The 19,248-nt window shown below is 75.4% G+C and carries 22 protein-coding genes; 9 read left to right on the top strand and 13 right to left on the bottom strand.

The genetic code is table 11. From position 1 onward, the window contains the following. Positions 1 to 18 precede the first annotated feature (18 nt). From WCD41_RS19560 to purM, 4 genes are all read left to right on the top strand, one after another. Positions 19 to 825, top strand: a complete 807-nt coding sequence (locus tag WCD41_RS19560; RefSeq protein ID WP_337715442.1) for an SAM-dependent methyltransferase — start codon at positions 19 to 21, stop codon at positions 823 to 825. Continuing rightward, positions 818 to 2,965 carry a putative bifunctional diguanylate cyclase/phosphodiesterase gene (locus tag WCD41_RS19555; protein WP_337715440.1) on the top strand — a complete coding sequence of 716 codons (2,148 nt, stop codon included), beginning with the start codon at positions 818 to 820 and terminating at the stop codon, positions 2,963 to 2,965. Before WCD41_RS19560 ends, WCD41_RS19555 begins: the two co-directional genes overlap by 8 nt. A 111-nt stretch (positions 2,966 to 3,076) precedes the next feature. Then, complete coding sequence (gene purF / locus WCD41_RS19550; protein WP_337715438.1) at positions 3,077 to 4,753, top strand: amidophosphoribosyltransferase; 1,677 nt, start codon at positions 3,077 to 3,079, stop codon at positions 4,751 to 4,753. Between the two features lie 48 nt (positions 4,754 to 4,801). Continuing rightward, positions 4,802 to 5,902 carry a phosphoribosylformylglycinamidine cyclo-ligase gene (gene purM, locus WCD41_RS19545; RefSeq protein ID WP_337715437.1) on the top strand — a complete coding sequence of 367 codons (1,101 nt, stop codon included), beginning with the start codon at positions 4,802 to 4,804 and terminating at the stop codon, positions 5,900 to 5,902. Positions 5,903 to 5,912: 10 nt separating this feature from the next. On the opposite strand, the gene WCD41_RS19540 is transcribed toward purM, so the two are convergent. Beyond that, positions 5,913 to 6,134: a hypervirulence associated TUDOR domain-containing protein gene (locus tag WCD41_RS19540; protein WP_337715434.1), complete on the bottom strand. Its 222-nt coding sequence runs from the start codon at positions 6,132 to 6,134 to the stop codon at positions 5,913 to 5,915. A gap of 127 nt (positions 6,135 to 6,261) precedes the next feature. Beyond that, positions 6,262 to 6,450 carry a DUF3073 domain-containing protein gene (locus WCD41_RS19535; RefSeq protein WP_337715432.1) on the bottom strand — a complete coding sequence of 63 codons (189 nt, stop codon included), beginning with the start codon at positions 6,448 to 6,450 and terminating at the stop codon, positions 6,262 to 6,264. A 137-nt stretch (positions 6,451 to 6,587) separates the two neighbouring features. Here WCD41_RS19535 and WCD41_RS19530 point away from each other — a divergent pair, with 137 nt between their 5' ends. Beyond that, positions 6,588 to 7,502 carry a DUF8083 family protein gene (locus tag WCD41_RS19530; protein WP_337715430.1) on the top strand — a complete coding sequence of 305 codons (915 nt, stop codon included), beginning with the start codon at positions 6,588 to 6,590 and terminating at the stop codon, positions 7,500 to 7,502. 51 nt (positions 7,503 to 7,553) lie between these two features. Here WCD41_RS19530 and WCD41_RS19525 read toward each other — a convergent pair whose 3' ends face one another. The 4 genes from WCD41_RS19525 to WCD41_RS19510 form a co-directional block, all read right to left on the bottom strand. After that, positions 7,554 to 8,129: an RsiG family protein gene (locus WCD41_RS19525; protein WP_337715428.1), complete on the bottom strand. Its 576-nt coding sequence runs from the start codon at positions 8,127 to 8,129 to the stop codon at positions 7,554 to 7,556. A 103-nt stretch (positions 8,130 to 8,232) separates the two neighbouring features. Then, a complete protein-coding gene (locus tag WCD41_RS19520) occupies positions 8,233 to 9,201 on the bottom strand; it encodes a threonine ammonia-lyase (protein ID WP_337715426.1) in 969 nt (322 codons plus the stop codon). After that, positions 9,198 to 10,364: a CAF17-like 4Fe-4S cluster assembly/insertion protein YgfZ gene (ygfZ, locus tag WCD41_RS19515; protein ID WP_337715424.1), complete on the bottom strand. Its 1,167-nt coding sequence runs from the start codon at positions 10,362 to 10,364 to the stop codon at positions 9,198 to 9,200. The genes WCD41_RS19520 and ygfZ overlap by 4 nt, the downstream gene beginning before the upstream one ends. Continuing rightward, positions 10,361 to 10,813, bottom strand: a complete 453-nt coding sequence (locus WCD41_RS19510) for a Fur family transcriptional regulator (protein WP_444876305.1) — start codon at positions 10,811 to 10,813, stop codon at positions 10,361 to 10,363. Before WCD41_RS19510 ends, ygfZ begins: the two co-directional genes overlap by 4 nt. A 159-nt stretch (positions 10,814 to 10,972) precedes the next feature. On the opposite strand from WCD41_RS19510, the gene WCD41_RS19505 reads away from it, so the two are divergent. Further along, the gene (locus WCD41_RS19505; protein WP_337715422.1) at positions 10,973 to 11,857 is read left to right on the top strand and encodes a DivIVA domain-containing protein; all 885 of its coding nucleotides are present in this window, start codon (positions 10,973 to 10,975) and stop codon (positions 11,855 to 11,857) included. Positions 11,858 to 11,924: 67 nt separating this feature from the next. Then, positions 11,925 to 12,896, top strand: coding sequence for a hypothetical protein (locus WCD41_RS19500; protein WP_337715420.1), 972 nt, complete (start codon positions 11,925 to 11,927; stop codon positions 12,894 to 12,896). Here WCD41_RS19500 and WCD41_RS19495 read toward each other — a convergent pair. The 7 genes from WCD41_RS19495 to WCD41_RS19465 all read right to left on the bottom strand — a co-directional run bounded on the left by WCD41_RS19495 (position 12,788) and on the right by WCD41_RS19465 (position 17,165). After that, positions 12,788 to 13,699: a 5-oxoprolinase subunit C family protein gene (locus tag WCD41_RS19495; protein ID WP_337715418.1), complete on the bottom strand. Its 912-nt coding sequence runs from the start codon at positions 13,697 to 13,699 to the stop codon at positions 12,788 to 12,790. The genes WCD41_RS19500 and WCD41_RS19495 overlap by 109 nt on opposite strands. After that, positions 13,696 to 14,343 carry a 5-oxoprolinase subunit B family protein gene (locus WCD41_RS19490; protein WP_337715416.1) on the bottom strand — a complete coding sequence of 216 codons (648 nt, stop codon included), beginning with the start codon at positions 14,341 to 14,343 and terminating at the stop codon, positions 13,696 to 13,698. The genes WCD41_RS19495 and WCD41_RS19490 overlap by 4 nt, the downstream gene beginning before the upstream one ends. A gap of 20 nt (positions 14,344 to 14,363) precedes the next feature. Further along, positions 14,364 to 15,029: a heme-binding beta-barrel domain-containing protein gene (locus tag WCD41_RS19485; protein ID WP_337715414.1), complete on the bottom strand. Its 666-nt coding sequence runs from the start codon at positions 15,027 to 15,029 to the stop codon at positions 14,364 to 14,366. Beyond that, positions 15,026 to 15,157, bottom strand: a complete 132-nt coding sequence (locus tag WCD41_RS19480) for a hypothetical protein (RefSeq protein ID WP_337715412.1) — start codon at positions 15,155 to 15,157, stop codon at positions 15,026 to 15,028. Before WCD41_RS19480 ends, WCD41_RS19485 begins: the two co-directional genes overlap by 4 nt. Positions 15,158 to 15,247: 90 nt before the next feature. Next, positions 15,248 to 15,547 carry a DUF1416 domain-containing protein gene (locus tag WCD41_RS19475; RefSeq protein WP_337715410.1) on the bottom strand — a complete coding sequence of 100 codons (300 nt, stop codon included), beginning with the start codon at positions 15,545 to 15,547 and terminating at the stop codon, positions 15,248 to 15,250. Further along, a complete protein-coding gene (locus WCD41_RS19470) occupies positions 15,547 to 16,404 on the bottom strand; it encodes a sulfurtransferase (RefSeq protein ID WP_337715408.1) in 858 nt (285 codons plus the stop codon). The genes WCD41_RS19475 and WCD41_RS19470 overlap by 1 nt, the downstream gene beginning before the upstream one ends. Positions 16,405 to 16,649: 245 nt before the next feature. After that, on the bottom strand, positions 16,650 to 17,165 hold the full coding sequence (locus tag WCD41_RS19465) for a TlpA family protein disulfide reductase (RefSeq protein ID WP_337715406.1): 516 nt from the start codon (positions 17,163 to 17,165) through the stop codon (positions 16,650 to 16,652). A gap of 167 nt (positions 17,166 to 17,332) precedes the next feature. Between WCD41_RS19465 and WCD41_RS19460 the strand changes: the two genes are divergently transcribed. Both WCD41_RS19460 and mshD read left to right on the top strand, forming a co-directional pair. Next, entirely contained in the window at positions 17,333 to 18,217 is an 885-nt protein-coding gene (locus tag WCD41_RS19460) for a winged helix-turn-helix transcriptional regulator (RefSeq protein WP_337715404.1), read from the top strand. 38 nt (positions 18,218 to 18,255) lie between these two features. Then, entirely contained in the window at positions 18,256 to 19,182 is a 927-nt protein-coding gene (gene mshD, locus WCD41_RS19455; RefSeq protein ID WP_337715401.1) for a mycothiol synthase, read from the top strand. Positions 19,183 to 19,248 lie beyond the last annotated feature (66 nt).

The raw sequence follows: 19,248 nt of genomic DNA, 5'->3' as shown, positions 1-19,248 counted from the left end.
GGGCGGGAAGGAGAGCCGGTGCAGCGGCCGAGCTGGGCTCCTCTCGACGTCGACATCGACCGCCCGAGCGCCGCCCGCGTGTACGACCACTACCTCGGCGGCGGGCACAACTTCGCCGTCGACCGGGCCATGGCCGCCCGGGCCGTGGCCGACTGGCCCGAGCTCCCGCGGATCATGCAGGCCAACCGCGCGTTCCTGCGCCGCGCCGTGCGCCACCTGGCGGCCGAGGGCATCGACCAGTTCCTCGACATCGGGTCCGGCATCCCGACGGTCGGCAACGTCCACGAGGTCGCCCAGGCCGCCGACCCCGAGGCCCGCGTGGTCTACGTCGACATCGACCCCGTGGCCGTCGCCCACTCCCGCGCCCTGCTCGCCGACGACCCGCGCACCGGCGTGGTGCAGGGCGACTTCACCGAGCCGGCGGCCGTCCTCGACGACCCGGTCACGCGGTCGCTGCTCGACTTCTCCCGCCCGGTCGGAGTGCTCGTGGTCGCGCTGCTGCACTTCGTGGGCGACGAGCTCCGGCCCGGCGAGGTGCTCGCCCGCTACCGCGAGGCGATGGCGCCGGGCAGCCACCTCGTCATCAGCCACGCCAGCGCCGACGGCGCCCCGGACCGCGCCGGCGACCACCAGGCGCTCTACCGGCGCACCGCCACGCCCATGCGCATGCGCTCCCACGACGAGGTCGCCGCGCTCCTCGAGGGGTTCACGCTCGTCGACCCGGGGCTGGTGTTCCTCCCGCAGTGGCGCCCCGACGACCCGGCCGCCGCGCTCGACCGGCCCGAGCGCTTCACCGGCTACGCCGCCGTGGGTCGTCGTGACTGACGTCCACCCCGATCCGGTCGACGACCTGGCCGCCGCGTGGGCCGAGGAGGTCGAGGGGACGAGCTACGTCCCGATGGCCGCCGACGAGCTGCAGGCGCACCTGCGGCGGCTGGCGGGGCTGGTGGTGGACGCCGTCCTCGCCGACCCGCCCCGGCCCGACGTCGGCGCGGAGGTCGGCCGGCGTCTCGTCGCCGCCCACTTCACCGGGCCCGCCACGCTCGAGCGCACGGTGCTGCTGCTCGCCGAGGCGCTGCCCGCCCTGCACGGCGAGGCGGTGCGCCCGGCCGCCCACGCGATGGTCGGTGCCCTCGCGGGCGGCTACGCGGCGGCCCTGCGCGACCGCACCCTCGACGAGCAGGAGGCGATCCGCCGGGCCGTGCTCGCGGCGCGCCACCACACCGAGCAGGCCCTGCACGCCAGCGAGGCCCGCTTCCGCGCGATGTTCCACGAGGCGGCCATCGGCATCGGGCTCGGCGACATGCAGGGCCGCATCATCGAGGTCAACCCGGCGATGACGCGGATGTTCGGCCACACCGCCGACCAGTTCCGCCGGCTCACCGTCGGCGACCTCACCCACCCCGACGACGCCCCGTCGGTCTGGCGGCTCTACGAGCGCCTGCTGCGCGGGGAGATCGACAACTTCCGCCTGGAGAAGCGGTTCTTCCGCCGCACCGGCCAGGAGATCGTCGGGCACCTGACGCTCTCGCTGGTGCGTGACGAGCAGGGCGCCCCCGCCTACCAGCTCGCGATGCTCGAGGACGTCAGCGAGCGGCACCGGCTGCAGGAGCACCTGGAGTACCAGGCCTTCCACGACCCGCTGACCGACCTCGCCAACCGCGCGAAGTTCACCGAGCGCCTCGGGCGGGTCTTCTCCCGGGAGGGACCGGACTCGACGCGCCGGGTCGGGGTCTGCTTCCTCGACCTCGACGGCTTCAAGACGATCAACGACAGCCTCGGGCACAGCGTCGGCGATCGCATGCTCCAGGAGGTCGCCCGCCGGCTCGACGCGTGCGTCAGCGAGGGCGAGCTGGTCGCGCGGATGGGCGGCGACGAGTTCGTCGTGCTCGTCGAGGACTCCCACGGGGTCGACCGTCTCGTCGGCCTCGCCGAGCGCATCCTGGCCGCCCTGGCGCCGCCGCTGCCGCTGGCCGGCCAGGAGCTCGTCGTGGGCGCGAGCGTCGGCGTGGTGGAGCAGGCGGTCACGCAGACCACCGCCTCGGAGCTCATGCGGGCCGCCGACATCACGCTCTACACCGCGAAGGCCGAGGGCCGGGGGCGCTGGGCCGTCCACGACCCCGGGCGCGACGAGGCCGAGACCGAGCGCTTCGCGCTGGCCGCGGCGCTGCCGTCGGCGGTGGCCCACGACGAGTTCTTCGTGCTCTACCAGCCGCTGGTGTCGCTGGCCGACCAACGCGTGCGCGGCGTGGAGGCCCTGGTGCGCTGGCAGCACCCCCGCCTCGGGGTGCTCTCGCCGTCGCTGTTCATCGGGCCCGCCGAGGAGACCGGCATCATCGTCGAGCTCGGGCGCCGCGTGCTCGAGCACGCCTGCCGGGACGCCCGCGCCTGGCAGGACGAGTTCGGCGACGCCGCACCCTTCGTCAGCGTCAACGTCGCCCAGCGCCAGCTCGTCGAGCCCGCGCTGGTCACCGAGATCGCCGACCTGCTCGACCGCACCGGCCTGCGGCCCGACCGTCTGCAGGTCGAGCTCACCGAGCGGGAGCTGACCGCCGACGAGGGCGCGCCGCTCAAGGCCCTCGACGGGCTGCGCGCCATGGGCGTGCGCGTCGCCGTCGACGACTTCGGCACCGGGTACTCGAACCTCTCCTACCTGCGCAAGCTCCCCGTGGACGTCATCAAGCTCGACGGCTCGTTCGGCGAGGGCCTGCGCGAGGAGCTCGCCGACCCCGTCGACGAGGTCATCGTCGACACGCTCGTCGCCCTCGGCCACACGCTCGGCCTCACGGTCACCGCCGAGGGCGTCGAGACCGGCCCCCAGGCGGAGCGGCTGCGCGCGCTCGGGTGCGACGAGGGCCAGGGGTGGCTCTTCGCACCCGCACTGCCCGCCGCGGACATCGCGGGCCTGCTGCGCCGCGGCACCCCGCTGGGTGAGCCGGACCGCAACGATCTCCTCGGCGCGTGAGCGGCGAGCGCTGAGACGCGGATCGCGGCGCGGCGGGCCCACGGGCGCGGTGCCGCGCGTAGTCTGGGCTCGGCACGACTCGTGGCACCCCGTCGACAAGGAGCCGTCCCGGTGGATGCAGCCGGAAACGATCCTCGGCCCACGTCAACCACCCCGGCCCCCCTTCCTGATCAGCCCGCGTTCGACGACGGGCCCAAGGAGGAGTGCGGCGTCTTCGGTGTGTGGGCGCCCGGCGAGGAGGTCTCGAAGCTCACCTACTTCGGGCTCTTCGCGCTGCAGCACCGGGGCCAGGAGGCCGCCGGGATGGCCGTCAGCGACGGCCGCCAGATCGTGGTCTTCAAGGACCTCGGGCTGGTCAGCCAGGTGTTCGACGAGCAGTCGCTCTCGTCCCTGCGCGGCCACCTCGCCGTGGGCCACACGCGCTACTCCACCACCGGGTCGCCCACCTGGGAGAACGCCCAGCCGACGTTCCGCACCACCGCGGCCGGCACGGGTCTCGCGCTGGGCCACAACGGCAACCTGGTCAACACCGCCGAGCTGGTCCGTCGCCGCGACGCGCTGACGGTCGGCGCCGGTCACGGCTCCGGCTCCGGCAACGGGAACGGCGCCGGCAACCGCCGCCCCCGCTCCGCCCTCGACGGCGCGACCACCGACTCGGACGTCGTCACCGGCCTGCTCGCCGACTCCGCCGCGGACCTCGGGGTCGAGGAGGCCGCGCTGCGGCTGCTGCCCGACCTGCAGGGCGCCTTCAGCCTCGTGTTCTGCGACGAGACCACGCTCTACGCCGCGCGCGACCGGCACGGGGTGCGCCCGCTGGTGCTGGGGCGGCTCGACCGCGGCTGGGTGGCCGCGTCGGAGACCGCGGCGCTCGACATCGTCGGCGCCTCCTTCGTCCGCGAGGTCGAGCCCGGCGAGCTGATCGCCATCGACGCCGAGGGCCTGCGCAGCTCCCGCTTCGCCGCCCCCGAGCCCAAGGGCTGCATCTTCGAGTACGTCTACCTGGCGCGCCCGGACACCTCGATCGCCGGCCGCGGGGTGCACTCCGCGCGCGTCGAGATCGGGCGGCGCCTCGCCGACGAGCACCCGGCCGAGGCCGACCTCGTCATCCCGGTCCCGGAGTCGGGCACGCCGGCGGCCATCGGCTACGCCGAGCGCTCGGGCATCCCGTACGGCCAGGGCCTGGTCAAGAACGCCTACGTGGGCCGCACGTTCATCCAGCCCTCGCAGACCATCCGTCAGCTGGGCATCCGGCTCAAGCTCAACCCGCTGCGCGAGATCATCCGCGGCAAGCGCCTCGTCGTCGTGGACGACTCGATCGTGCGCGGCAACACCCAGCGCTCGCTGGTACGGATGCTGCGTGAGGCGGGCGCCGTCGAGGTGCACGTGCGCATCGCGAGCCCGCCCGTGCGCTGGCCCTGCTTCTACGGCATCGACTTCGCCTCCCGCGCCGAGCTCATCGCCAACGGACTGGAGGACGAGGGGGTGCGCCGCTCGGTCGGCGCCGACAGCCTCGGCTACATCTCGCAGGACGGCCTCGTCGCCGCCACCGACCAGCCGCGCTCGCGCCTGTGCACCGCCTGCTTCTCCGGCGAGTACCCCATCCCGCTGCCGTCCGACGCGATGGTCGGCAAGCACCTGCTCGAGGACGTCACGGGCGCCAGCTGCGGCGACGGCGGCTCCGGCGGGCCGGTGGTGCACACGGGGCACCAGGCGCCCGCCGGGAACGGTGCCGGCATGCCGCTCGGCACGCCGGGTTACGGTGCCGAGGACGCGCTCAGCCGTCCCTGACGCCCAGCCCTCCCGCCCCCCGACGCACGCTCCGAGGAACCCCCACCGATGACCCACGCCCCCGAGGACCCCGACGGACCGAAGGCCAGCTACGCGGCGGCCGGGGTGGACGTCGAGGCCGGTGAGCGTGCCGTCGACCGCCTCAAGCCGCTCGCGAGGTCGACCTCGCGCCCGGAGGTCCTCGGCGGCATCGGCGGGTTCGCGGGGCTGTTCGCGCTGCGCTCGGGCAAGTACCGCGAGCCGGTGCTGGCGGCGTCCACCGACGGCGTCGGCACCAAGCTCGCCGTCGCCCAGGCCGCGGACCGCCACGACACGGTCGGCCGCGACCTGGTGGCGATGGTCGTCGACGACCTCGTGGTGTGCGGGGCCGAGCCGCTGTTCCTCCAGGACTACCTGGCCATCGGCAAGCTCGTGCCGGAGAAGGTCGAGAAGATCGTCTCGGGCATCGCCGAGGGCTGCCGGCTCGCGGGCTGCGCGCTGCTGGGCGGCGAGACCGCCGAGCACCCCGGAGTGATGGAGCCCCATCACTACGACCTCTCGGCCACCGGCGTCGGCATCGTCGAGGCCGACGGCATGCTCGGGCCGGACCGCGTGCGTCCCGGGGACACCGTGGTGGCCATGGCGTCGTCGGGCCTGCACTCCAACGGCTACTCGCTGGCCCGTCAGGTGCTGCTCGAGATCGGGCGCATGTCGCTCGACGGGCACGTCGAGGAGTTCGGCCGCACGCTCGGCGACGAGCTCCTCGAGCCCACCCGCATCTACGCCCGCGACTGCCTGGCCGTGGCCGCCGAGACCGACGTCCGCACCTTCGCCCACGTCACCGGCGGCGGTCTGTGCGCCAACCTCGCGCGCGTGCTGCCTGCCGGGCTCACCGCGGAGCTGGACCGCACGACGTGGACGCCCGCGCCGGTGTTCAAGCTCATCGCCTCGCGCGGGCGCGTGACCCGCGACGAGATGGAGCGCACCTTCAACATGGGCGTCGGCATGGTCGTCGTGCTGCCGCCCGAGGACGTCGACCGCGCCATGGCGGTGCTCACCGCCAAGCACGTGCCGTCGTGGGTGCTCGGCGAGGTGCGGGCCACCGCCGACGACGAGGGCCCGACCGACGCCGGCCACGCGGTGCTGCGGGGCGATCACCCCAGATTCTGAGCCGGACCGCTCAGTCGTCCGGCATGAGCTCCGAGTGGAGCTTGAGCACCCGCTGACCGTCCGACTGCTCCAGCACGTAGGCCGGGTTGTCGTCGGACCCGTTGCGGGTCTTCTTCTTGCCGTCGATGGTGCGCTCGACGCGTTCGGTGTGGATTTCCTTCACCGTGGCCTCGGCCTGGCCGGGACCCCAGTTCCACTTGACGTCGTCACCCTTGCTGAACGCCTTGGTCACCGATGCTCCTCACCCGTCGTGCCGCTCGTGGTGAACGGCGGACGGGCGCGGTTACCCGCCCGGGGAACGACGAAGCACGTCGCCCACCGGACGGGTCGGACCGACCCTCAGCGTCCGGGAGCGGGAGTCACCGCTCGTCGTAGCTGTACTCACCCCAGCGTGCATCGACCTGGTCGTCGTCGTCGGAGCGTCGCGTGAACCGGTCCTCGCCGCTGCCCAGTTCCTGCTGCAGCGCGTCGAAGTCCGTGTTCGGGGAGCTGTACTTGAGCTCTCGGGCCACCTTCGTCTGCTTGGCCTTGGCTCGTCCGCGTCCCATGGCTGGACCCCCTCGCACAGGGCGGGGGCGGCCGGAGCGTCTCCGGCGGCCCCCTGAAATCTGAGGTAACTCTCGTACCCACGACAATACCGTGTGTCCGATCGGGGTCGCGACGTGACATGGCACGATCGGCGCCCGTGCCCGCCCCCTTCGTCTGCTACCTGCGTGTCTACGAGCCGCTCGGTGCGCTGCGCGGACCGTTGGCCCAGCGGGTACGGGCCGGACTGGCCCGCGGGGCGGTCCCCGTGGTCGACGCCGGCCGGCGCGATCGCGAGGTGTGTCTTCGGGCACAGTTGGGCGTCCCGCCCCGGCTGCTGCCCGGCGAGCGGATCGACGGCACGGCCATCGACGCCCCGGCCGACGTCATCCTCGCCGAGGGCACGGGCGGTGCGCCGGGCTCGCCCGCCGCGGAACCGATCGGCCCCCAGACCCTCGTCTGCCCCCTCGAGACGCGCCCGCGGGCAGCGGCGGCGCTCGTGGGCTTCCTGGCCGGCGAGACGCCCGTGCTGCGCACCGCCGCGCTGCCCGCCGAGGAGTCGGTGGTCCGCTCGCGCGCGGAGGCGGTGGTCGCCGAGCTCGGCGACTCCGCGACGCACATCGTCTCGGCGAACTGGACCGTCCCGCTGCCCTGGTTCGCGCTCGTCGAGCCGGCCGAGCGGATCCTCGTGCTGCCGAGCGAGGACGCCGTCACCGCGCCCGAGGCGCCCGCCCGCCGCTGCTACTGGCGCGTGTCGATGGGCGACGCGCTCTCCCGCGCCGACGCGGCCGCCGACCTGCTCGCGGACACCCTCGGCGACGACGGGCCCTCGGACGTCCTGCGCGACACCGCCCGCTGGCTGCGCCACTTCGACCCCGGCTCGCTCGTCGAGCTCGACTACGGCGGGCTCGTGACGCTGATGGACGACGAGACGCTCACCGGCGACACGTCGGCCGAGGACGTCGCCGAGGCCCTCGAGGCGCTGCGTGAGGGCGACGCCGAGCGCGCGATGGGGAGCTACCGGCGCCTGCGGGACTTCTGGGCGGGCCGGGCGGTGCGCCAGCGGGCCAACTAGGTGGCCTCCGGCCATGTGAGCACTTCTGCGTGCTCCAGCACGCAGAAGTGCTCACAAGCCGGAGGCACCTTCGCGGCGCAGCAGGTCGTCCACCGACGCGGAGCCGTCGCGGTAGCGCCGTCCCATCTCGTCGTTGCACGCGTCCATGACCTGCTGCACGCGGCCGCGGTGCTCCGAGACGGCCGCCTCCTCCTCGGCGTAGGCCGTGGCGGCGGCGGTGAGGTCGTCGTCGGACAGCGTGGCGACGTCGGAGAGGCCCGTGTCGGCGAGCAGCGCCTCGACGTGGCGGCGGTGGGACTCCGCGCGGGAGGGCTGGACGGTGTGGTGACGCCCGCGGCCCGCGGACGGCCCGAGGGCGTTGTCGGCGAGGATGCGCGGCAGCTCGTCGACCAGCGACGGGCCGTCCTCCCCGTGCGCGGCGGCGGCACGTCGTCGCTGCTCGAACCGGACGATGTCCATCCGCGCGTGCAGGAGCCGCCGCAGGTAGGACAGGTCGGTCTCCTCCTGGGCGGCGTCGTCGCGCTTGGCGCGCACGTCGTCCAGCGCGCAGGTGCTGACGTCGGCCAGGAAGCCGGGGTCGAGCACGCGGTCGAGGCGCCGACGACCGCCCTGACGGAACTCGATCATGTGTTCATGGTCGCGCGGCCGGTGGCGCGTGTCATCCCGCACCGGGGTCGACGCGTCGAGAGGTCCGTGCCGCGCGCGCGCCGGTCGGGCCGTCGGGCGGGTGTCACCCGAACGTCGGCGCGCTCACCCCGCCGGCGAGCACACTCGCCAGCCACGGCGGGTCGACGTTCCCGCCACTCACGACGGCGACGGTCCGGCGCCCACGGTCGGCGGCCGGCAGGGCGAGCCAGGCCGCGGTGGCGACCGCCCCGCTCGCCTCGCACGGCACCCCGGCGGCGTGCAGCCCCCGGGTCGCGTCCGCGATCGCCTCCTCGTCGACGGTGACGACGTCGGCGACGAGGTCGCGCACGTGCGGCCAGGTCAGCTCGCCGAGCACGGTGGCGCGCAGGCCGTCGGCGGCGGTGGCGGCCACCTGTTCGCGGGGGAAGCGCACACGCTCGCCCGCGCGCCTGCTCGCGGCGGCGTCGCCGGCCAGGGCGGGCTCGGCGCCGACGACCCGGACCCCGGAGTCGCGCAGCGCCGCGGCGATGCCGCTGATCAGCCCGCCGCCGCCGACCGGGACGACGACCTGCTCGACGTCGGGCCGGTCGGCGAGGATCTCGGCGCCGACCGTGCCCTGGCCCGCGATGACGTGCGGGTGGTCGTAGGGCGGGATCAGCGTCCCTCCGGTCTCGGCGACCACGGCCGCCGCCGCCGACTCCCGCTCGTCGGCGGGCACGCGGACCAGCCGCGCCCCCAGCTCGGCCATCGCGGCGACCTTCGCCGCCACCGCGTCCTCGGGCGCGACGACCGTGCAGGGGACGCCGAGCCGCCGCGCCACCCAGGCGAGCGCCCGGCCGTGGTTCCCCGACGAGTGCGTCACGAGCCCGGCGGCCCGCTGCTCGGCGGTCAGCCTGCTCGCGGCGTGGAAGGCGCCGCGCACCTTGAACGCCCCGATCGGCTGCAGGTCCTCGCGCTTCACCGCGAAGCCCGGCGCGAGATCGGTCAGCGGGGTGCGGACCGCGACGCCGTCGAGGACGGCCGCCGCCGCGGCGACGTCGGCCGGCCCCAGCAGCTCGACCGGCAGCGTCATCCCTTGAGGCGCCGCATCGCCGCCCGGCCCGGCGGCTCGCCGGTGTCGGGCGGGATCGAGTCGGGGTCGACGGCCGCGGGGCCGGGCGCCAGGTCCTCCGACTCGGGTGCCACCCAGAGCGGCTCGCCGTCGGGGGCCTGGGTGACGGCCGAGCGCTTGAGCAGCGCGAGCGCCACGGTGCCGAGCTCGTGGTGGCGGACGGCGGAGCCGATGCGCCCCACCGCGCGCCCGCCCTCGCCGGTGAGCACCGGGGTGCCGGGCGGGGGCAGCGGATCGTCGCCCGACTGCAGGTGCAGCAGCACGAGCTGGCGCGGCGGCCGCCCCAGGTTCGCGACGCGCGACACCGTCTCCTGGCCGCGGTAGCAGCCCTTGTGCAGGTGCACCGCCTCGCCGATCCAGCCCATCTCGTGGGGGATGGCGCGATCGTCGGTGTCGATGCCGAGACGCGGGCGCAGCGCGCTCACCCGGAGGGCCTCGAAGCCGTCGTGGCCCGCGGGACGGGCGCCCGCACCGCGCAGCCGCGACCACCAGTCCGCCAGGTCACCCCGCGGCACGATCAGGTCGACGGCGCCCTCGGAGCCGGGACCCGGCCACGGCATGCGGCGGACGATCCCGCCACCGGGGACGGCGAGCGCGGCGTGGTCGCCGTGGGGGGCCGGCACCCCGGCCGCCGTGAGCACCTCGTCGACCGCCGGGCCGACGACCGAGAGCAGCGCCCACTCTTCGGAGACGTCCGCGACCTCGACCTGCGACCAGAAGCGCATCTTGTCGAGGTAGTCGGCGAGCCCGGCGGCGCGACCCGGCTCGACGTCGAGCCACACGGTGTCGTCGACGTGGGCGAGGACGGCGTGGTGCTCGACGCGGCCCTGCGCGTCGAGCACGAGCGCCTCGGTGCCCGCGCCCTCGCCCAGGTCGGCCACCTGCTGGGACAGCAGCAGGTGCAGCCAGCTCAGCCGCTCCGGCCCGGTGACGCGCAGGACCCCCCGGTGGGAGCGGTCGACGACGCCGGCGCGGCGGGCCATCGCCCGCTGCTCGCCGAACGGGTCGCCGTAGTGGGCGGGGACGGCGGCGTCGCGCAGCTCCTCGCCGGAGGAGTCCGGCCCGGGCTGCGGCGCCACGGCGCCGGGCTCGTCGAAGGACGGGGTGGTCTCGGGGGATGTCACGGTGCCTCCTCGGATGCGTCGGCGAGCTCGGCGTCGGCCCGGGCGGCGCAGTCGCGGCACGCCCCGGACAGGGCGACGTGGGTGGCGTCCAGCCGGAAGCCGTGGGACGCCGCCAGCACGCCCGCCAGGTCGTCCAGCGCGTCGGCCTCGATCTCGTCGACCCGGCCGCAGTGGTGGCAGACGAGGTGGACGTGCTCGTGCTCGGAGGTCGCGTAGGTCGGCGCGCCGTGCCCGAGGTGGGTGTGCTTCACGACGCCGAGCTGCTCGAGCAGGTCGAGCGTGCGGTAGACGGTGGTGATGTTCACGGCGGGCGCGGTCGCCTGGACCCGGGTGCACACGGCTTCCGGCGTCGCGTGCCCGAGCTCCGAGACCGCGTCGAGCACCAGCTGTCGCTGCGGGGTCATGCGCAGGCCACGGCGGTGCAGCGTCTGCCGCAGTTCGGTGTCCACCCCCTCGATGGTAGGCCTCCCGGCCACCCCGCAGGCCCTCCCTCGCCGGGTCGGGCCGGTGCGGCTCCGTGCGTCGCCCGGCGCCGGTCCCTACGATCGGGAGGCCGGCGCCCCACCCACGGCGGCGCACTGGCGGACCCGGCTGGCAGGCAGGTGACGATGACGACCGGTGAGCAGGGACGCACACCGCCCGACGCCGAGCACTACCTGGATCTCTCAGGTGTCGAGGAGGACAGTCCCGGCCCGCACTTCGACGTCGTCCTGCGGGGTTACGACCGCCGCCAGGTCGATGAGCACGTGGCCGGTCTCCGGCGGATGAACGCCCAGCTCCGGGCGCAGCTCGCGGTGCGCGAGCGGCGGCGGGGTGGCCCGACGGGGCCGTCGACACCGCCGGGAGGCTCGGCACTCGAGGGCCGCATCTCCGACACGATCCCCGAGGCGCGCCGCGCGTCGCCGCCCGAGGACCAGGGGGTCGGCGGCCCCGACATGGTCGGTGCCTTCAACGACCGGCTGCGCGGGATCCTCCAGGCGGCCGAGCAGGAGGCGCAGCTGGTGCGCAGCAAGGCCGCCGAGTCGCTGCTGGCCGAGCACGCCGAGTCGCGGGCCGCGCTGGCCGACCTGCGGGCGCAGCGCGACGCCGTCGTCGACGAGCTGGTCCGTCTGCGGGGACGCCTCGACGACATCGTGTCCGGCCCGGTGCGCCCGTCGGCCGTGCCGCCCGGGCCGCCGCGCCCGTCGGGCCCGCCCGGGCCGGGCGGTCCCGCGGGCCCGTGGCGCGGACCGGGCCGACCGCCCGGACCGCCCGCGCCGGGGCCGCGTCCCCAGGCCCCGCAGGGCCACCAGGGTCAGCAGGGCCACCAGGGACCCCACACCCCGTACGGCGGGGTGGGCACGTCGGCGGACGACACGGTCGCCGTCGACGCCACGCCGGGGAGCCCGCCGGTGGACGGCGACGCCGAGGTCGACGTCACCGAGGGCGTCCACCCGCCGTCCGACGGCTCCCAGCCTGCTCCGTCCGCCCCGGAGCGTGCGGCAGACGGGTGACCCCGTCCGACGGTCAGTGACCACAGCGCCCTACGGGGCGCCGCCGACCGGCGTACTGTCTGCGGTCATGGACGTGCTCGAGTCGCCGATCACCTGGATCGTCGTCGCCGCCGTCCTCGTGGTGCTCGCCGTCGTGCTGCTGGTGATCTCGTCGGCCCGGCGACGCCGCGCCCGCCGGGCCGCGGCCGCCGCGGCCTGGCCGCCGCCGGCGCTCGAGGCGAGCCGGACGAACCCGGACGCCCCGTGGACCGGTCCGACCCCCACGACGGAGGCCCGCGAGGAGCGCGTGCGCGTCGGTCCCCGCACGCCCGTGTCGAACCTGTCCGGCCGCACGGAGTCGGCGGCCGCGGCGCGCTACACCGAGCCCGACACCGCGCCCCTCGACGTCGACACCATCCGCGCCCGGCTCGCCGCCGAGATCGCGCCGGACGGGACTCCCGCCGGGACGTCCGAGACGCCCGAGGACGCGGCCGGGGCGCCGTCGGAGGAGAGCGCGGCCCCGACCGTCGGGCACGCACTCCACCGGCCCCGGCACGCGGCCCCGCACGCCGACACCACCACCGACGACGCGCCCGACACCGACGACGAGCCCGCCACCGACGACGAGCCCGCCACCGATGCCGCCGCCGACTCCGCCGCCGAGCCCGAGGTCCCGCCCGCCGGGGAACCCGCGGCCGACCCGCCGACCGACCCGGCGACCGAGTCCGTGAAGGACCGCCTCCTCGGGGTGCTGCTGCGCGACCCGCAGGCCGCGGTCGCGGCGCTCGGGGCCGCGCGGACGGGCGACGACGGGCCGGGCGAGGGCGACGTGACCGCCCTGCTGCGGGCCGGCCTCACCCCGGGGCAGGTGGCCCGCCTGGTGGGCGTCGACGAGCACGACCTCGCGACGGTCGTCGCGCGACGTCTCGGCCTCCTGCCGGGTGGCGCGGCTCAGTCCGGCGGGGGCGTGACCACGGGCGAGAACCGCACCGACGACCCCGGTCGCAGCTGGGCGAACGCCGCCAGCCCCGCCGGGTCGACGACGCCGACCACGGGATAGCCGCCGGTCGTCGGGTGGTCGGCGAGGAACACCACCGGCTGCCCGTCCGGCGGGACCTGCACCGCGCCGCCGACCAGCCCCTCGCTGCGCAGCTCCTCGGCCCGGCGGGCCGAGGCACGCTCGAGCACCGGCCCCTCGAGCCGCACGCCGACCCGGTCGCCGGTCGGGGCGACCGTCCACGTCCCCGCGCCCAGGCGGTCGGCGGCGTCGTCCACCCAGTCCGCGCGGGGCCCCAGGTGCAGGCGCACCGTGACGGCGTCGGGCGCGGCGGAGATGCCGATCGCGCCCGTGCCGGTCGCCGGGATCGTCGTCGGCGGGCCGAGCGGCAGCGTCGTGCCGACCTCGAGCGGCGGCGGCCCGAGCCCCGAGAGCGTGTCGGCGCTCCGGCTGCCGAGTACCTCGTCGACCGCCAGCCCGCCCCCGACCGCGAGGTAGCCCCGCAGCCCGGACGCCGGCGGGGGCACGACCACGACGTCCCCGGCCGCCACGTGGACGGGCTGGTGGGACGCGACCACCCGCTCGGGCCCGTCCGCACGGCGCACGCGCAGACCCCCGGGTGGGCCGGTCAGCGCCACCGTGACGGGCTCGGTGGCCCGCACGGCGAGCCCGCCGAGGAGCACCTCGAGGCCCGCGGCGTCGGGCGGGTTGCCGACGAGGCGCTGGGCCAGCGCGTGCGCGGGACCGTCGAGGGCCCCGGCGGGCGGGACACCGATGTGCGCCCAGCCGGGACGGCCGCGGTCGACCACCAGGGCCTGCGGCCCGACCGTCTCGACGACCAGCGTGCGGCCCACCCCGGGGGTCACCGGGACCCCGCGTCCCGGAACCGGACCGTCGCCCCGGGGACGAGCAGCGCCGGCGGGTCCCGGTCGGGGTCGAAGAGGGTGGGCGCGTCGTCGGTGAGCCGTCCGATGAGCCGCCAGCCTCCGGGGGAGGTCCGCGGGTAGACGCCGCCGAACTCGCCGGCCACCCCGACCGATCCCGCCGCGATGCGCGGGCGCGGCGTGTCGAGCCGGGGCTGCTGGAGCGGCGCGGGCAGCCCGGCGAGGTACGCGAACCCCGGGGCGAAGCCGCCGAAGGCCACCGTGAGCTCGGCCTCGGTGTGGGCACGGACGACGTCGGCGGTCGACCAGCCCGCGTCCCGGGCAACGAGATCGAGGTCCTCGCCGTCGTAGATCACCGGCAGCTCGACGGTGCCCGCCGCGTCCCGGTCGGGGACGGCGGCCGGGTCCACGGCGTCGAGCAGCGGCCGGACCGCACGCAGCGACTCCCGTGCCCCCGGCGCCGTCACCAGCACCGTGCGGGCGGCGGGCACGACGTCGACGACGCCGGGCAGGTCACCCCGGTCGAGGGCGTCGCGCAGGGCCGCGCCGACCGCGGCGACCTCGTCGGGGCCGTCGAGGTCGATCAGCAGCGCCTCCGGCCCCGCCGCGAGGACGTCGACCCGCACCGACGGTTCAGCCGACCCACTCAACCCACGAGGCGCTGCAGGCGGGCGGAGGTGTGCGGCTGCATCGGCTGACCCTCCATGGCGCGCTCCTCGACGTAGGCGAGGTCGCCGCCGTCGACGATGCCGTAGAGGCGGGTCGCGCCGACGACCTCCTTCGCCGAGGACGTGCGGGCGATCGCGTCGGTCTGCAGCTCCCAGGAGGTCTGGGTGCGGCTCTCGCCGTAGTAGAGCTCGACGATCCCCGTGTGGTGGGTGAGCAGCAGCTCGATCGTGCCGTCCTCCTGCGCGCGCCAGAAACCGGACTCGCGGGCCGCGGGCCGCACCACGGCTCCGCCCGGTCCGTCGAGGATCCAGGCGCGGGCCTCCCAGGTGAGGAAGGGGCGGCCGTCGTGCGCGACCGTGATCTGCTGGCCGAAGTGGAAGGGGCCGTCGATCGTCGGGTAGACGACCTCGCCCTCGCCGCGCCACACCCCGACCAGCGGCAGGAGGCCCAGCAGGGCGTCGTTGAGCTCGGGGCCGAGCCGCAGGTTGGCGGTGTCGTTCGGCACCGGCAGATCGGGCCACGACGGCAGGTTCGCGTCGCGCGTGTGCTGCGCGCGTTCCTCCGCGGCCCGGATGGCCTCGTTGCCGCTGGTGCCCTCGGGCAGGTCGGCGTTCTCACCGCTGTTCGGCGCTGCCTCGGTCATCGCGTCTCCTGGACATCGTCGGAGCCGGTGATGAGCTCGTCACGGAAGAGCCGGCGTGTCAGGACGACGCCGGCGCCGAGGATGCCGGCACTGCACGCGGCGAGCAGGACGGTGTAGAACCACGCCACCCCGACAGCCTAACCACGCGGCACCGCCCGCCCGCCGCGCCCGGGTGGGCGTGGCGAGCGGGCGGTGTGCCGTGGTGGTCCGGGCTGGTCTCAGGCGACCTGGACCTCGTTGGTGAACAGTCCCGGGCCGCTGACGGCGACCTCGGTCTGGCCGTTGCCCGAGCGCGAGAGCGCGCGGACGGTCCAGGTGCCCGGCGCCGCGAAGAAGCGGTAGTCGCCGGACGCGGACGAGACGACCTCGGCGGTGAACTCGCCGGTGCCGTCGAGGAGCCGGACGTAGGCGCCGCCGACGGGCGAGCCGCCGTTGGTCACCTTGCCGACCAGCACCGACTCCTTGGAGAGGTCGGTGCCGGCGGGCAGCTCGGTGTTCTGGTCAGGAGCGCTGCACATCAGGACTTGCCACTGTCGTTCTGCCCGGGCCCGGTCTCGATCGGCACCCCGATCAGCGAGCCGTACTCGGTCCAGCTGCCGTCGTAGTTCTTGACGTCGGTCTCGCCGAGCAGCTCGTGCAGGGCGAACCAGGTGTGCGAGCTGCGCTCGCCGATGCGGCAGTAGGCGATGGTCGAGCGCGAGGAGTCGAGGCCCTGCTCCTCGTAGAGCTTGCGCAGCTCGTCGTCCGACTTGAAGGTGCCGTCCTCGTTGGCGGCCTTCGACCACGGCACGTTGAGCGCCGAGGGGATGTGGCCGCCGCGCTGCGCCTGCTCCTGCGGGAGGTGCGCCGGGGCGAGGAGCTTGCCGGAGAACTCGTCGGGCGAGCGGACGTCGACGAGGTTCTTGGTGCCGATGGCGTTGACGACCTCGTCGCGGAACGCGCGGATCGAGGTGTCCTGCTCCTTCGCGGAGTAGGACGACTGCGAGCGCTGCGGCACCTCGGTGTCGAGCTTGCGCCCGTCGAGCTCCCACTTCTTGCGGCCGCCGTCGAGCAGCTTCACGGCCTGGTGGCCGTAGAGCTTGAAGTACCAGTAGGCGTAGGCGGCGAACCAGTTGTTGTTGCCGCCGTAGAGGATCACGGTGTCGTCGTTGGAGATGCCCTTCGACGACAGCAGCTTCTCGAAGCCGGCCTTGTCGACGAAGTCGCGGCGCACCGGGTCCTGCAGCTCGGTCTTCCAGTCGAGCTTGACCGCGCCCGGGATGTGGCCGCCGTCGTAGGCGGTGGTGTCCTCGTCGACCTCGACGAAGACGGTGTTGGGGGCGTCGAGGTTCTCCTCGGCCCAGTCGGCACTGACCAGGGCGTCCTGGCGGCTCATGTGTGGTACTCCTCGGATGCGTTCTCGGGTTCTCTCGGACGGTGCGGAGGTTGACGCTCGCGACCGGGACCTGCGGAAACGCGTGCTGACGCGATCAGGTGAACGGTCCGGCGCGGCGTCGGCCGGGAGGGGTCAGCGACAGAGGCTGGAATCGAGGCGGCACAGGTCGACCGTGCGCCGCTGGGTGAGCCCTCCGTTCACGGGCGCCACGGTACCGAAGATTCGGGCGTCCACCGAGGGTGACGTCACCCGGTGCGCCGGGCCGGGTCGAGCGGCGGGTCGAGCGAGCGCAGCAGGTCCGCCCGCCGGGGGACGCCGACGGTGCGGGCGAGCTCGACGCCCGCGGGGTCGACGACGAGGGTCGTGGGCGTGCGTCGGATGCCCAGCAGGCGCACCAGCTCGGGCCGCACCGCCACGTCGACCTCCCGCACCGTCACCCCGGGGCGCTCGGAGGCGACGTCGGTGAGCACGGCCCGCGAGGCGCGGCAGTCGGCGCAGAACTGGGAGGAGAGCTGGAGCAGTGCGACGCCGCCCGGCGGGGCGGCGAGGTCGCGCGGGAGCACGCCGCTGACGGACGCGCCCGGGTGCGGCGCGACGGCGCGCAGGTCGCGGCGGGTGCCCTCGGGGCCGGGGTCGTCGTCGGTCGGAGCCACGCGCTGCGCGGCGAGCCGTCGGCGGGCCCGGACGAGGCCGAGCACCACACCCGCGACGAGGACCACCACGACGACCGCCCCCGCGGCCAGGAGCACCCAGCTCGTCACGCGCCCCTCCCGTACGACCGTGGCGTGCCGCCACCCTAGTCCCGGGGTGGTGAGGTCCCCGTCGGCGGTGGACCCGTCCCTCCGAGCCGAGTGACGTTGAGCGCGCGGGCGGGTGACGGCGCGGTGAACTGGTCTATCGTCCGGGTCACGATCGCGGAGGGAGACTCGTGGAGCTGCTGCTGCTCACCGCCGACCCCGAGCCGACGTCAGTGTTGCCGTCGCTGACCCTGCTACCCCACGGACTCCGGACCGCCGCCCCCGAGGTGGCCGCCCTGCTCGATGCCGGCCCGCACGACGCCGTGCTGGTCGACGCCCGGCACGATCTCGCCGCCGCCCGCAGCCTCTGCCGCCTGCTGGGGTCGACCGGCCTCGACGTGCCGGTCATCGCGGTCCTCACCGAGGGCGGCCTCGTCGCCGTCTCCCTCGAGTGGGGCGTGGACGAGGTGCTGCTGCCCGGCGCGGGCCCGGCGGAGATCGACGCGCGCCTCCGGCTGCTGCGCGCCCGGCGCGCCTCCGACGGCGCCTCCGCCGAGGGCGCCCTGGTGCTGGGCGAGCTCGTCATCGACGAGTCCACCTACACCGCCCGCCTGCGCGGGCGCCCGCTCGACCTCACCTACAAGGAGTTCGAGCTCCTCAAGTACCTCGCGCAGCACGCGGGCCGGGTGTTCACCCGCGCGCAGCTGCTCCAGGAGGTCTGGGGCTACGACTTCTTCGGCGGCACGCGGACGGTCGACGTCCACGTCCGGCGCCTGCGGGCGAAGCTCGGCCCGGAGCACGAGCAGCTCATCGGCACCGTGCGCAACGTCGGCTACAAGTTCGTCCGCCCCCTGCGCGGTGTCCTCGGCACCGGGCGGGCCGCCGCCGACGAGGCCGGCGACCGGACCGAGCCCGACGACGAGGACGCCTCCGGACGAGGGGTCGCCGTGCCCCCGGCCCTGACACCCCCGACGCCGCCACGTCCCCGCACGCCCGCGACGCCCCTCCCGCGCTCGACGGGGTCGTGGGACGACGCCCGTGACCTGCGCCGTGACGCCTGGGCGCGGGGTGTCTGAGCACGGTCGGTGATCCGGCACGCGCTACGGTCGCGTCCGTGCTGACCAGCCGGTGGACCACGACGGCGACCGCCCAGGAGGCCGACCGGGTCCGGGCGCTCGTCGAGGCGGTCGCGGTCGCCGACCGCGTCGAGGCCTTCGCGGAGCCCGCGCGCCGGGACATCGGCGCGCTCGGTGGTGACGGCGGGGGCCGCGCGAGCACGCACCACCTGCTCGTGCACGACGGTGACGAGCTGGTCGGCTACGCGCTGCTCGACACCGAGAACGCCGACGACCCGGTGGCGGAGCTCGCGGTACACCCGGAGCGCCGCCGGCGGGGCGTGGGGTCCGCGGTCGCCGACGCGGTCGTGGAGGCGTCGCCCGCCGCCCGCTTCTGGGCCCACGGCGACCACCCCGGGGCCGCGCGCCTGGCCGAGCGGGTCGGGCGGCGCCGCCTGCGGGAGCTGTGGCGGATGCGCCGCCCGGCACCCGGGCACGAGGCGCCGCCGCTGCCCGACCTCGTCGTGCCCGACGGTGTCGCGATCGCGCCGCTGCGGGTGGGACGCGACGAGGACGCCGTGGTCGCCGTCAACAACCGCGCGTTCTCGTGGCACCCCGAGCAGAGCGGCTGGACCCGTGCCGACGTCGAGGAGATCGAGGCGGAGCCGTGGTTCGACGCCGAGGGCGTCCTGCTCGGCTGGGACACGGGGTCCGGGGAGCTGCTCGGCTTCCACTTCACGAAGGTCCATGCGGTCTCGGCGGGCGTCCCCGAGCCCCTCGGCGAGGTCTACGTCGTGGGCGTCGACCCGGCCGCGCAGGGGCGCGGTCTGGGGCGCGCGCTCACCCTGGCGGGGCTCCATCACCTGGCTGGTCGCGGGCTGCGCATCACCCTCCTGTACGTGGAGGGTGACAACGCCCCGGCCATCGCGACCTACCGTCGCCTCGGCTTCGAGCGCGACGCGGTGGACGTCTCCTACCAGCGATGATCACCGAATGTGATCGGCGTCGCAGCTGATCACTCATTCGGTTGTACGTCACTGAGCCAGTTCATC

It is taken from the genome of Actinomycetospora aeridis, assembly GCF_037400275.1.
In the GTDB taxonomy this organism is placed as follows: Bacteria; Actinomycetota; Actinomycetes; order Mycobacteriales; family Pseudonocardiaceae; genus Actinomycetospora; species Actinomycetospora aeridis.
Note: the sequence above shows the minus strand (reverse complement) of the source record. Positions and strands in the feature narration are given on the sequence as shown.

What these genes read in the sequence shown, in the direction of transcription:
- purM (WP_337715437.1), top strand. Translation starts at nt 4,802, where the DNA reads ATGACCCACGCCCCCGAGGACCCCGACGGACCGAAGGCCAGCTACGCG.
- WCD41_RS19535 (WP_337715432.1), bottom strand. Translation starts at nt 6,450, where the DNA reads ATGGGACGCGGACGAGCCAAGGCCAAGCAGACGAAGGTGGCCCGAGAG.
- WCD41_RS19525 (WP_337715428.1), bottom strand. Translation starts at nt 8,129, where the DNA reads ATGATCGAGTTCCGTCAGGGCGGTCGTCGGCGCCTCGACCGCGTGCTC.
- WCD41_RS19520 (WP_337715426.1), bottom strand. Translation starts at nt 9,201, where the DNA reads ATGACGCTGCCGGTCGAGCTGCTGGGGCCGGCCGACGTCGCCGCGGCG.
- WCD41_RS19505 (WP_337715422.1), top strand. Translation starts at nt 10,973, where the DNA reads ATGACGACCGGTGAGCAGGGACGCACACCGCCCGACGCCGAGCACTAC.
- WCD41_RS19500 (WP_337715420.1), top strand. Translation starts at nt 11,925, where the DNA reads ATGGACGTGCTCGAGTCGCCGATCACCTGGATCGTCGTCGCCGCCGTC.
- WCD41_RS19485 (WP_337715414.1), bottom strand. Translation starts at nt 15,029, where the DNA reads ATGACCGAGGCAGCGCCGAACAGCGGTGAGAACGCCGACCTGCCCGAG.
- WCD41_RS19475 (WP_337715410.1), bottom strand. Translation starts at nt 15,547, where the DNA reads ATGTGCAGCGCTCCTGACCAGAACACCGAGCTGCCCGCCGGCACCGAC.
- WCD41_RS19470 (WP_337715408.1), bottom strand. Translation starts at nt 16,404, where the DNA reads ATGAGCCGCCAGGACGCCCTGGTCAGTGCCGACTGGGCCGAGGAGAAC.